Raw genomic sequence first — 13,760 nt, 5'->3', positions numbered from 1 at the left:
TTTTTGTAAAGATAGAAAAGCTTGTTTTATATCTTTAGTGTTTTAGCACTTAAAGCGTACTTTTTTATGAATTTCAACTCAAAATTACCCAATGTTGGGACGACCATATTCACAATAATGAGTGCTTTAGCAAACGAGCACAAGGCCATCAACTTATCGCAAGGCTTTCCTAATTATCCAAGTTCTCAAAAATTGAATGATTTGGTCACCAATGCTATGAATACTGGTTACAACCAATATGCACCAATGGCTGGCAATTTAGATTTACGTTTGGCGATTGCTCATAAATATGAGTTGTTGTATAAAAGTACGTATCATCCCGAAAAAGAAATCACAGTAACAGCAGGTGCAACACAAGCGATTTATACCATAATTTCTGCATTTGTAAGACCAAATGACGAAGTCATTATTTTTAAACCTGCTTACGATTGTTATCAACCAGCTATAGAACTAAATGGTGGAAAAATGATTCCTGTTCAATTATCTGCGCCAAATTATAGCGTGAATTGGAATGAGGTTGCTTCAAAAGTTTCCTCTGCGACAAAAATGATAATTATAAACTCGCCTCATAATCCTAGTGGAACCATTTGGTCTAAGGATGATATGCTTCAACTTCAAAAAATCACTGAGAACACAAACATCATTGTATTAAGTGATGAGGTTTATGAGCATATTGTATTTGATGATGCGCAACACCAAAGTGCTTGTTTATTCTCAGATTTAAAGCAACGTAGTTTTATAACCGCTTCTTTTGGGAAAACCTTTCACAACACAGGTTGGAAAATTGGTTATTGCTGTGCACCAGAAGCATTAATGACCGAATTTAGAAAAGTGCATCAATTTAATGTGTTTTCGGTGCATCATCCTGCACAAAAAGGTATTGCAGATTATATGCAAGATGCAGAAACGTATTTAGGTTTAAACACTTTTTTTCAACGGAAACGCGATTTGTTTTTAAACTTAATTTCAGATTCTAGATTTAAGTTTCAACCATCACAGGGCACATATTTTCAGGTTCTAGATTATTCTGATATTACGGATGAATACGACGTAGATTTTGCCAAACGATTAACCATAGAATTCAAAATCGCATCCATTCCATTGTCTATTTTTAACGACAATAACAAAGATGATAAGGTCTTGAGATTTTGTTTTGCTAAGACTGATGAGACATTAGTTAAAGCCGCTGAAATATTATGTAAAAATTAATCAAATTAGAAGTTACTTTTTGTAAATTCATGTGTCTTAATATTGAACAATAAAAACATAAATACAATGAAATATTATATCATCTTATTATTCTTAAGTCTATCGCTTACATCATTTGCGCAAGAGGTAACTAAAGATGGGAAAATCTATGAAGTTAAAAATGAAAAAATCTTTTTTGAAGGCATTGATGTTACTCAAGTACTAACGCTAGAAGAAAGAACTTTTATTTTTAAGGAAGCTGCTTTAATTTCTGAAAAAATGAAGATAGCAGAAGCTACAAAACTTAAAGCTGAACAAGCAGATAAAGCAAAGTTAGAAGCACAAAAAGTTAAGGATGCTGAAGAGAAAGCTAAGTTGGAAGCTGATAAGGTTAAAAAAGCAGAAGAGAAAGTCTTAAAAGAAGCTGAGAAAGCAAAAAAGGCTGAAGAAAAGTCTATTAAAGAGAAGGAAGAGTTAGCTGATAAATTAGAAAAAGAGACTAAAAAAGCGGAGAAAGCACAGAAAAAATCTGAAAAAGCACAGAAAAAAGCCGAAAAGGAAATAAAGAAAAAAGAAAAACTTCAAAGTAATTTTGAGAAAGCAGAAAGCAATCTTGAAAAAGCACAAAATAAGTACGCGAAGTTAAAAAGAAAAGGGAAATTATCACCTCAAGACGAAAGTAAATGGCTTGATAAAATTGATAAACTTACAGAGAAAGTAACTAAAGCAAAAAGAAAGCTGTAAGTATAAGCCAGCTTTAAATTATTGTAGCAAGCTAAAAAGTAAATTCATAAATGTGATTACTTTTTGGCTTGCTTTTTTTATGCCATATTTTAAAATCAAATTTGTAATTTTATAATATGAATTCAGATTTAAGAGTTGCCATCATTCAAACTAATTTAGTTTGGGAAAACCCAGAAGAAAATAGACGTTTGTTAGAGGCTAAAATCAATGCCATGTCTGCTGACGTTGACCTTATTGTTTTACCCGAAATGTTTACCTCTGGTTTTACTATGAATCCCAAAGCTGTAGCAGAAACTATGGAAGGCAAAACCATAGCTTGGCTTAAAGATTTAGCTAAAGCAAAGCAGGTGGCTATTTTGGGAAGCTTTGTTGTTTCTGAAAACAACAACTTTTATAATCGTATGGTTTGTGTTGAACCCTTGGGTACTATAACCACTTATGATAAACGACACACATTTACTTTAGCAGGCGAACATAAAGTTTATACAGCTGGCTCTGAAAAAGTACTTTTTAGTTATAAAGGTTGGAAAATTTGCCCATTGGTTTGTTACGATTTGCGTTTCCCAGTTTGGGCTAGAAATATTGAAGATTATGACTTGTTAATCTACGTGGCTAATTGGCCAAAATTAAGAATTGATGCTTGGAATGCTTTACTAAAAGCCAGAGCTATTGAAAACATGACTTATTGTATTGGTGTCAATAGAGTAGGACTAGACGGAAACAATTTTGAGTATTCTGGTCACTCAGCAGCTTATGATGTTTTAGGTAATAGAATAGATACTTTACCTGAAAACGAAGAAGCTATTCAAATTGTAACTTTAGATAAAAGTGCCATAAAAAAATATCGAGAAAAATTAAATTTTTTGAATGATAGAGATGATTTTAATCTGAAAATTTAAAATCAATTATCCAATCAAAACTGGCTCTAACTTCTTCTATAGGTTCGGAGTAAATAACTCTTTCTGGCTGAATACCTAGCAAGAAATTTCCGGTATCATATTCCCGATTTCCATTAGTGTCTAAAATAACCCGTAGGTCATATTTTTTAGGCACTAAATTGGTGAAATCTACTATAGGTGAATCTTTTGCGTAAAGCTCATGTAAAACTTCGCCATTAGCGTTTACTAACTGAACAATTAGAGGCAATTTTGCATTTCTAAGATTAACTCTAATATTACCATATTCCGATTTCATTTTAGTTCTAATAGAATAAGACATAGTATCTTTATTAATACCGTCATAAAAATCAGTAAATGCACCTGGCAGAATAGTAAAGTTATATTTTTGATCTTCTTTTTTTTCAATAGGGAATTTGTAGGTATTATAAATAGAATCGTATTTGACTTTTACGGGAATTCTAAGTGAGTCTTTGTCTATTATAGAAATCTTAGTAGTGTCAATTTTTGAAAATGGAATATTGCCTTCTATCGCAAAGTCTTCTTCATATCTAATTACACCATTAATTAAAGATTTTAACTTTAATGAATCACCTTTTATGGTTCTAAATCGATGTTTAAAAGTATCAATTTTTTTTCCATTTGTAACCGTGAAAAATGTGGTGTCAACTTCAAATTTTGGCTTATACCAATAATACAAGCTGTCCGTTTCTCGGTCTTTTAAAATTCGTGTTTTAAAGCCTTCTGGTTTTTTGTCTATTACGTTAATTCGCATATTTTTATAATCACCTTCATATGGAAAAATGATTCTTGTTTCACCATCTTGTATTGGCTTTATAGCTTTAAAATTGACCTTTTCATTAAATAGTTTTAATTTATAAGTAGAATCTGTTGGTACAGTTATAAATCCTTTATGAAACCCGATTTTATCATTTTTCTGATTGAATAAAAAATTAGAATTTTTATCTTTTAATGCAATTAATTTGTACGTTCCGGCTTTAATATTATCAATACTAAACGTAGTAACACTATCTAACGTATTTGTAATATATCTAGGTTTTTCTTTGTAGACAATAGAGTCTGAATAGGTAGAGTCTTTTTCATATAGCATAACAGAAATAAAAGTATCAGGCTCATTTAATAAAGCATCTTCTACATAACCTTTTACTGATAGTGAATCGATGGTGCTACCTGTGGAAAAAACATAACGATAATAAGGATAAGGATTACCTTCATTATTATCTACAATACTTTCTCCAAAATTAAAAGCGTAAGTTGTGTTGGCTTTTAAAGTGTCTAAAATTTTAATGGTGATAGCTTTACTTGCACCACTTGCAGGTGATACAACTGGAGCTGTATCCATTGGTGGCGAAATAATAAGTTGTTTACGTAAATCTTTAATTTTAACATACTCATTAAAACGGATAACAATTTCATCGCCTTTAAAATTGGTAGAGAAGTTTTCTGGTAGCGATTGAGTGATTTCTGGAGGTGCAATGTCTTTTTCTCCTCCAGTTGGAGTGCCACGATTAGCGCAACTCGAAAGAGTTATTGCAATAAAAATAAAACTTAAAATTGGCATTAAATGTAAACGCATCTATTCAAAAATATTTAGCACAAAGAAACAATATAATTTAATGAGAAACGAAAAAATCAATCTGCAATTGCCATTGTTGCAACACTTAACTTAATATTATCAATTTTTAACAAAACGGTAGCACAAGCTTCAATGGTTGCTCCTGTTGTGATAATATCATCAACTAGTAATATGTGTTTGCCTGTTAATTGTTGTTTGTCTGAAATGTCAAACAAAGCTCCATCGTCATTCCAACGCTTTAAACGTCCTTTAAAAACTTGTGTTTTAGTTGATTTAGTTTTTATTAAAATAGAGTCATTAAATTCTGCATTTAATGCTTTTGCTATTTCTTTACCAAATTTTGTTACCTGATTATAACCACGTTTCCTCAATTTTGTTCTGTACAAAGGCACAGGTACAATAACATCAATAGATTTATAATTGGTTAGCGTTGCCAATTCTGTCCCAAACCATTTTCCAAAAAAAGCACCGATGTCTTCATGACCTCTATACTTTAAATTATGTAGAATTTGCTGTACAATTCCTTTTTTTGAAAAGTGTAATAGTGCTGTAGCGTTTTCTAATTTAACGCGTCCATAAAGTACTTTTTTTACAGCTTCTTCATTACTAAAATGATAATTAGTAACAGGTAAGTGATGCCTACAAGACGTACATAAAGTTATTTCATTGTCTGATAAAGCATGGTTACAAGCTTCACAAACCTTAGGAAATATCAAGTTTAACAAGTTTTTCATCACTTAATCGATTAAAGTAATAGTGCTATATAAATAATTCTAATTTCGCATTAAATTAAGAAAAATATTAATGATAGTTAACCCTCAATTATTTAACTACAGATTAATTATAAGTTCTTTAGTAATCGTTTTAACTGTTTTAGGCATATATAGTTATAGTAATTATAGGTCTAATGAATCCTACGAGGCGTTCTTAAAACAAGAAAAAGCTTTGATAGAAACAGAACTATCAGAATTATTATCAAGTTACGATGATTTAAGCAAAGACTATAATCTTATGGCTTCACAGCTCCAAGAAGCTAAACTAGAAACTAGGAATGCCTTAGATTCTTTAAGATTATTAAATAGTGATTTATCAATTATCACTAAGTTTAGAGATCAACTTATAGTTTTAAAGTCTAAGAGTAAAGTGCTACTACGTACTATAGATTCTTTGAATTCTGCAAATATTAAATTGCAGTCAGAGAATCAAAATGCTTTAAATACTATAGAGAAGAATAAACATGAAATTTACGGCCTAGAAAAGTCTAACCTTAATTTAGTAGCCGCTAATGATTCTTTACATATATCAATAGATAAAGCTGCCGTTTTAAAAGCGAGTCATCTCATTGCGCAATCTTATAAATTAAAATCGGGTAAAAAACGATTAACAGAACGCGCAAAACGAGCTAATGCAATAGATGTTTGTATAACTTTAAATGAAAACCCGTTAACATCAAAAGGTAAAAAAGATATTTACATACAAATTGTTGGGCCAGATGGTAATGTAGTTTCAGATCAAGGAGAAGTTCAATTTGGTAGTTCTTCTTTAATTTATAGTAAAAAGGAAATAATTGATTATAAAAACCAAAATTTAGAAATTTGTACGGAAATTTTGGCAGATTCAGATGACAAACCTTTTCAAAAAGGCTACTATTTTATTAATGTTTTTCATAGAAATGATAAATTAGGAGGTACAAGTATTGAGTTAAATTAAAGTAAGAAAACAATTAACTACATAATTTTTAAAAAACCGCTCTGTTAATCAGAGCGGTTTTCTATTTTTGCAGTATTATGGCAAACGACGATCAATTTAAAAAAGTAATCTCTCACGCAAAGGAGTATGGTTACGTGTTTCAGAGTAGTGAAATCTACGATGGACTAAGCGCAGTATACGATTATGCTCAAAATGGAGCAGAATTAAAGAAAAATATAAGAGACTATTGGTGGAAAGCCATGGTACAAATGCACGATAATATTGTAGGTATTGATGCTGCAATATTTATGCATCCAACCACTTGGAAAGCTTCTGGTCACGTAGATGCGTTTAACGATCCTTTAATTGATAATAAGGATTCTAAAAAACGTTATAGAGCAGATGTTTTAGTAGAAGATTATTGTGCTAAAATTGAGGCAAAAATTAATAAAGAAGTCAAAAAAGCTGAAAAACGTTTTGGAGATGCCTTTAATAAAGAAGAATTTTTGTCTACTAATGGACGAGTTCTGGGTTACCAAGAAAAAATAGATACCATATTAAAACGTTTAGGGCAATCTTTAGAAAAAGAAGATTTGGCAGATGTAAAAGCGTTAATTGAAGAGTTAGAAATAGCTTGTCCGTTAAGCGGAAGTCGAAACTGGACAGACGTTAAGCAGTTTAATTTAATGTTTGGTACTAAACTTGGTGCTTCTGCAGATTCTGCAATGGATTTGTATTTAAGACCAGAAACAGCGCAAGGTATTTTTGTAAATTTCTTAAACGTTCAGAAAACAGGACGTATGAAAATTCCTTTTGGAATTGCACAAACAGGAAAAGCCTTTAGAAATGAAATTGTTGCAAGACAATTTATCTTTAGAATGCGTGAGTTTGAGCAAATGGAAATGCAATTTTTTATTAAACCAGGTACACAAAAAAAATGGTTTGATTATTGGAAAGAAACACGCTTAAAGTGGCACTTATCTTTAGGTATGGGAGAAGATAATTACCGTTTTCATGACCACGAAAAACTTGCACATTATGCAGATGCAGCCACCGATATTGAGTTTAACTTCCCATTTGGTTTTAAAGAATTAGAAGGCATACACTCTCGTACTGATTTCGATTTAAAACAACATGAAGAATTTTCAGGTAAAAAATTACAATATTTTGACCATGAAGAGAAAGCGAGCTATACGCCTTATGTGCTTGAAACGTCTATTGGTTTAGATAGAATGTTTTTAGCTGTATTTTCTAAGGCTTTAGTTGAAGAAGAATTAGAGAATAATACAACCAGAACGGTATTAAAATTACCAGCAGTTTTAGCACCAACAAAAGCAGCTATTTTGCCTTTAGTTAAAAAAGATGGCTTGCCAGATGTTGCTAAGAAAATTGTTGATGATTTAAAATGGGATTTTAATGTAGATTACGATGAAAAAGATGCTGTTGGAAGACGCTACAGAAGACAAGATGCCAACGGAACACCATTTTGTATTACAGTAGATCATGATACATTAGAGGACAACACAGTTACTATTCGTCATAGAGACACTATGGAACAAAAACGTGTTAAAATTGAAGACTTAAAAGCTATTATAAAGGCTGAGGTTGATGTGAAACATTGGCTGCAGAAGATGTAACACTAATTCCTGCGAAAGCAGGAATCTCATTATAAAAACGCCCAAACAATTAAGTTTAGGCGTTTTTTTTTGTGCTATTAGTTTTATAAAAAGCTGAATAATTAATTACCAGTTATAAGCATGCCTAACCCTTTTGTCAATATTTTCTTATTCTTTAATTCACTTGAATTTAAAACCTCTACTGCATCTTCAGAAGTTTTACCAATGCTTAGTTTTATTTTTTCTAGTTGAAATGAATTGTCTTTTTCTTCAACCAATGCTAAAACATAAGTGCCATCTTCTAAAATTGCTAAAGCTTCTTTTGGTAATCCCATTTTTCTGGCACTTTCAAAAATAATTTCAGCTTCTACAAACATGCCAACTATAAAATTATTTTCATCATTATTTACGTGGCCATGAACCTGTACTTGTCTATTCTTATCGTTAATTGTAGTGCCAACTAAATGAACTTCTGCACCAAAAGTTTCATCTGAAGCCTCAGGGATTTTAAATTGTATTTTTTGCCCTTTTTTAACCTTCATTATATCTTTTTCAAAAACCGATAATTCTAAATGAATATGGTCTGTATCAACAATTTCTAATATCACATCACTTGGTGATACATACGTTCCGTTACTGATATTTACTTTGGTAACAAAGCCCTCAATAGGTGCATAAATATTTATACTCGATGTGATTTTACCTTGCTCTACTTGTTTAGGGTTAATATTCATCATTTGTAATTTTTTACGTAACCCATTATAATGAGCCAAATTACTTTTATAAGTACTTTCGGCTTTGAGGTAATTTTTCTCTGAAGTTATTTTTTCATCATACAAGGTTTTTTGTCTATTGAATTCAGATTTAAGGTAGTTTAACTGCTCTGCAACTTCTAAATAATTTTGTTGAATTTCAACATATTCAGGATTTTGAAGCGATACTAAAAGCTGCCCTTTTTTTACTTCGTCTCCTACAAGTAAAGGCGTTTGGGTTATGTAACCTCCAATAAAAGTAGAAATGCTAGATTTGTTTTGAGGTGGAACATCAATCATTCCGTTGACTTTAATACTCTCGTTAAAATTGAATTCTGGTATGGTTCCAAAAGCCATATTTTCACTTTCAAATTGTGCTTTAGTAACAATAATTTCATTAGAATCTGTTTCTGTCGCTACAACCTCTGTATCGTTAGTTTTATTGTTTCCACAAGCCGTAATAACTAATGTAAAAAGCAGTATATATAGGTTTTTCATGATTAATATATTTTTAAAATAAGGTTGTTAATGTTGATGACCGTTTGGTTATAAGCGTTTAAATTATCTAAATAGGTGAGTTCAATATCTGTAGCAGTTTCTATGCTTTGTATATATTGAAAAAAGTCAATTTCACCTTCTTTAAAAGTTCTGTTTGCTGTTTTTATAATCTCATCTTTTAAGCGTTTGCCTTGTGTATAGTAATATTTAATAGATTCATCATACTTTTTTAAGGTGGTTAAAAGTGATTTGTATTCAGAATTTAACTGTACTTCATAGTCTTTTTGTTGTTCTGATATGATTTCTTTTGCAATTTTAGACGCTTTTATTTTAGAAGAATTCCCAAAGAATAACAAAGGAATTTTTAGTCCGACTTGATAACCTTTTATATTAGAATTTAATTGGTCGTTGGTACCTTGAAAATATTCAAAATTAAGGTCTGGTAGTAAATTCTGTTTTTCAGATTGGTAAACAGCATTTTGATAGTTTTTGGCATTTTCAAAATATTGTAACCCAGAATTATTTTGAAGAGAATGATTGTGCAATTCTAATTTCCCCAAATCTTTGTCAACAATTTCTAAGCTGTCAACTTGTACAATTGCTTTTAATTGTTCTTTTGAAAATTCTACATTTTGTAAAGCTTGTTTGTAAAGTGTTTCGAGTTGCTTTTGTTTAGATTCTGCTGAAATTTTTTCGAGATAATTAGTTTCACCAAGTTCAAATCGTCGTGTTGCTTTTTTGGCAAAATCTTGATAAAGACTATCTAAAAACCGATACGTCTCTGCTTTTTGTTTGGCATAACTTAATTGATAATAACTAGAGTAAACTATCTTTTTAACGTGTTGAAATTGCATATTGTATTTGGCTTCCTCTAAATTCATCATGGCTTTATTTACCTTTTTTTCGGCAAAATAGACCGTTGGGAATTTAAAATCTTGAGCAATTCCAAACACTTTTAAGGGTTCATTATTTATGGCAATATTATTTTCATCGTAATTATAATACACAGATGTTTTATCAAAACTAAAAGCACTACCAATAAAAGCATCATTTTTTTCAATTTGTAAATTAGACGCTTTTAAACTCGCATTGTTTTCAATGGCTAATTCTAGGGTTTGTTCTACAGTTAGTTGAGATTGAGCGTTTATATTCAGTATAAAAAAGAATCCAATAACTGTAATGCTGGCTGTTTTATTCATTTTAATTTCTTTTTTTTCTTCAAACCAAGCATATAATACTGGTAAAACTATAAGTGTTAAGACGGTTGCAGTGACTAAACCTCCAATAACCACAGTTGCTAAAGGACGTTGTACTTCTGCACCTGCGTTAGTAGATATTGCCATTGGTAAAAAACCTAAAGCGGCAGCTGCGGCTGTTAATAAAACAGGCCTAAGTCGTTCTGCAGTACCGCGTTTTATGCGTTCTTCAATATCATCTATACCTTCTTCTTTAAGTTCTTTAAAATGCTCAATGAGAACAATACCGTTAAGTACTGCAATCCCAAACAGTGCAATAAAACCAACACCTGCTGAGATACTAAAAGGTAAATCTCGCAACCATAATAATAGAACACCTCCGACTGCCGAAAGAGGAATTGCAGAATACACTAATAAAGCTTCTTTTATGGAACCAAAAGCAAAGTAGAGTAGAAGAAAAATTAAGGCCAATGCAATGGGTACTGCTACGGTTAAACGCGCTTTTGCGCTTTGTAAATTTTCAAATTGTCCACCATAAGTAATGGTGTAACCTACTGGTAATTTTAGTTTACTGTCAATTATAGCCCTTACATCATCCACAACCGATTGCAAATCTCGGTTTCTTACGTTGATACCAACCACTATACGGCGTTTGGTATCATCTCTAGATATTTTTGCCGGTCCAGTCGTATATTTTATGTCTGCTAATTCACTCAGTGGAATTTTATTGCCACTTGGCGTATCGACATATAAATTCTGCAAGCTTTCCAAATTTTGACGATTCTTTTCATCTAAACGAATCACTAAATCGAAGCGTTTTTCGCCTTCAAATACATTACCAAGAGTTTTACCAGCAAAACCCATTGTAATGAGTTGGTTGACATCAGCTATATTTAATCCGTAACGTGCTATTTTACTTCGGTTGAAAGTCACGCTCATTTGTGGTAAACCTTCAACCTTTTCAATGATAATGTCTGAGGCACCTTCTACATTTTGAATTAAGTATTTTATTTCATCTGCCTTATTTGCTAATACAGATAAGTCTTCACCAAAAATTTTAATTGCAACATCTGCTCTTACACCAGTAATAAGTTCATTAAAACGCATTTCGATAGGTTGGGTGAATTCTACTTCCATACCTGGAATTATAGCCAACGCTTCTTTAAATTTATCCGCTAACTCATCTTTGCTTTTAGCGGAAACCCATTCTTTTTTTGGTTTTAGTTTTATAATTACATCACTTTCTTCCATAGACATTGGGTCTGTTGGAACTTCTGCAGCACCAATTCTACTTACCACTTGGTCAACCTCAGGAAAATTATCTAATAGTATTTGCTCAATTTTAGTGGTAATTTCAATGGTTTTGCTTAGTGATGTTCCTGTTTTTAAAACAGGTTGAATTACAAAATCACCTTCATCTAATGTTGGCACAAATTCGCCACCCATTCTGCTAAATATCCAAAAGCTAGAGACTAATAAAATGGTAGCTAAACCTATCACTGTTTTTTTGTGATGCAAAGCCCAATTAATAGACGGTTTATACCATGAATTTAAAGCTTTCATTAAGCGTACAGATACATTTTTATCACTTGGTTTATTTGGTTTTAAAAATAACGAAGCCACAACAGGTACATAAGTTAAACACAAAAGCATAGCGCCAATTAAAGCAAAGCTGAAAGTGAGTGCCATTGGTCTAAACATTTTGCCTTCTACACCACTTAAGGATAAGATTGGAATAAAAACTATTAAAATGATTAATTGCCCAAAAATGGCAGAATTCATCATTTTTGAGGCACTTTTTAGTGTAATTGTATCAATTTCGTCTTGTTTTGCCTCTTTTGTGAGTGCTTTTAGGTTTGCGCTTTGTGTAATAATTCTGAACGCAATAAACTCTACAATGATGACGGCTCCATCTATAATAATCCCGAAATCAATAGCACCAAGGCTCATTAAATTGGCATCAACGCCAAAGATATTCATTAAGGAAATAGCAAATAATAAACTAAGCGGAATCACAGAAGCAACTACCAATCCAGAACGTAAATTCCCTAATAATAAAACCACTACAAAGATGACAATTAGCGAGCCTAGAATTAAGTTCTCAGAGACTGTAAATGTGGTTTTGTTTATAAGTTCACTTCGTTCTAAAAAGCCATTGATAAAAACACCTTCTGGCAAACTATTTTGTATAGAAGCGACACGTTCTTTTACAGCATCAATAATAGCCTTAGAATTACCATCTTTTAGCATCATAATCTGTCCCAGTACTTTTTCGCCTTCACCATTTCCGGTAATGGCACCAAAACGTGTTGCACTGCCAAATCCGACTTTAGCAATATCTTTTATGTAAATTGGTGTTCCCTCATTTTTAACTACAATGTTGCCTACATCTTCAAGCGATTTTACCAAACCTTCACCTCTAATAAAGAAGGCTTCATCTGTTTTTTCTATATAGCCACCACCTGCAACACTGTTGTTTCTTTCTAAGGCTTCATAAATTTCCGAAACCGATATACTCATGGCATTGAGTTTGTTTGGGTTGATGGCAACTTCATATTGTTTTAAAAATCCGCCCCAAGTATTTACTTCTACCACACCTGGAATACCTGATAGTTGACGCTTTACAATCCAGTCTTGAATAGTTCTAAGTTCAGTTGGTGAGTAACGGTTTTCGTAACCAGGTTTTACGTCTAAAATATACTGGTAAATTTCGCCTAAACCTGTGGTAATTGGTCCCATTTCAGGGCTACCAAAACCTTCAGGGATTTTCTCTGAAGCTGACTTTATTTTTTCGGCAATGAGTTGTCTTGGAAGAAAAGTTCCCATATCATCTGCAAAAACAATGGTAACTACTGATAGCCCAAATTTAGACACAGACCTAATTTCTTCAACACCAGGTAAATTTGCCATTTCCAATTCTACAGGATAGGTAATAAATTGCTCCACATCTTGTGTAGATAAATTACGAGATGTTGTTATAACTTGTACCTGATTATTGGTGATATCTGGAACTGCACCAATAGGAATTTGGGTTAAGGAAAAAATACCAAAACCAATAATAAAGGCGGTAAACAGAAAAATAATTAGCTTATTTTTTAAGCTAAATTTTATGATGTATTCTAACATAATTCAAAAATTAAGAAATAATGAATACCTGATTTAAAAAAAAAACAGGATTAAATCTAAAGTGAATTATGTGTGTTTGGGTGGATGAAAAAAGGAAGAATTCTCGAAGCTTGTAAACGTTTCTTCGTAATGAAAATTAAATGGTATTTCTACAAATATGGAATACTGAAAATCGAAGTGATTATCAACGCTTATAAACGATGTATTTGTGTGAGATAGCATGTGCTGAGCGTCTTTAAATGGTAAATCTTTATGCTCTTCGTGTTCATTTTCATGGTCATCCTTATTGTCGCCATAGTGTTCTGCTAAAAACTCAAAAAATGTATCACCATACTTTTCCTTATGATACTGAGCATGCTCAATCAATGTATTAATTTTAGAGAAATCCTCTAAATTAAAATTGAAACTCTGAATAAGAATTAAAAATGAATATGAAAAAGCCACTAATTTGCCCATAA

Annotated in this window: 10 protein-coding genes; 5 read left to right on the top strand and 5 right to left on the bottom strand. The window is 31.9% G+C overall.

Features of this window, described 5'->3' with window-relative positions:
- The first annotated feature begins 66 nt into the window (after positions 1–66).
- From HNV10_RS01690 to HNV10_RS01680, 3 genes are all read left to right on the top strand, one after another.
- A complete protein-coding gene (locus HNV10_RS01690; protein ID WP_173299596.1) occupies positions 67–1,209 on the top strand; it encodes a methionine aminotransferase in 1,143 nt (380 codons plus the stop codon).
- 66 nt (positions 1,210–1,275) lie between these two features.
- Positions 1,276–1,932 carry a hypothetical protein gene (locus tag HNV10_RS01685; RefSeq protein ID WP_173299595.1) on the top strand — a complete coding sequence of 219 codons (657 nt, stop codon included), beginning with the start codon at positions 1,276–1,278 and terminating at the stop codon, positions 1,930–1,932.
- 116 nt (positions 1,933–2,048) lie between these two features.
- Entirely contained in the window at positions 2,049–2,831 is a 783-nt protein-coding gene (locus HNV10_RS01680) for an amidohydrolase (protein ID WP_173299594.1), read from the top strand.
- On the opposite strand, the gene HNV10_RS01675 is transcribed toward HNV10_RS01680, so the two are convergent.
- Positions 2,815–4,425 (bottom strand): Ig-like domain-containing protein, encoded by a 1,611-nt coding sequence (locus HNV10_RS01675; protein ID WP_173299593.1) that lies wholly within the window; start codon positions 4,423–4,425, stop codon positions 2,815–2,817. The genes HNV10_RS01680 and HNV10_RS01675 overlap by 17 nt on opposite strands.
- A gap of 56 nt (positions 4,426–4,481) precedes the next feature.
- Positions 4,482–5,141, bottom strand: a complete 660-nt coding sequence (locus HNV10_RS01670; RefSeq protein WP_241695438.1) for a ComF family protein — start codon at positions 5,139–5,141, stop codon at positions 4,482–4,484.
- Positions 5,142–5,229: 88 nt separating this feature from the next.
- On the opposite strand from HNV10_RS01670, the gene HNV10_RS01665 reads away from it, so the two are divergent.
- Positions 5,230–6,135, top strand: a complete 906-nt coding sequence (locus HNV10_RS01665; RefSeq protein WP_173299591.1) for a hypothetical protein — start codon at positions 5,230–5,232, stop codon at positions 6,133–6,135.
- A 77-nt stretch (positions 6,136–6,212) separates the two neighbouring features.
- Complete coding sequence (locus HNV10_RS01660) at positions 6,213–7,751, top strand: glycine--tRNA ligase (protein WP_173299590.1); 1,539 nt, start codon at positions 6,213–6,215, stop codon at positions 7,749–7,751.
- Positions 7,752–7,852: 101 nt separating this feature from the next.
- Here HNV10_RS01660 and HNV10_RS01655 read toward each other — a convergent pair whose 3' ends face one another.
- The 3 genes from HNV10_RS01655 to HNV10_RS01645 all read right to left on the bottom strand — a co-directional run bounded on the left by HNV10_RS01655 (position 7,853) and on the right by HNV10_RS01645 (position 13,758).
- On the bottom strand, positions 7,853–8,980 hold the full coding sequence (locus HNV10_RS01655; protein WP_173299589.1) for an efflux RND transporter periplasmic adaptor subunit: 1,128 nt from the start codon (positions 8,978–8,980) through the stop codon (positions 7,853–7,855).
- A 2-nt stretch (positions 8,981–8,982) separates the two neighbouring features.
- A complete protein-coding gene (locus tag HNV10_RS01650; RefSeq protein WP_173299588.1) occupies positions 8,983–13,302 on the bottom strand; it encodes a CusA/CzcA family heavy metal efflux RND transporter in 4,320 nt (1,439 codons plus the stop codon).
- Between the two features lie 66 nt (positions 13,303–13,368).
- A complete protein-coding gene (locus tag HNV10_RS01645; RefSeq protein WP_173299587.1) occupies positions 13,369–13,758 on the bottom strand; it encodes a hypothetical protein in 390 nt (129 codons plus the stop codon).
- Positions 13,759–13,760 lie beyond the last annotated feature (2 nt).

The organism is Winogradskyella litoriviva, from assembly GCF_013249065.1.
Taxonomy (GTDB): domain Bacteria; phylum Bacteroidota; class Bacteroidia; order Flavobacteriales; family Flavobacteriaceae; genus Winogradskyella; species Winogradskyella litoriviva.
Note: the sequence above shows the minus strand (reverse complement) of the source record. Positions and strands in the feature narration are given on the sequence as shown.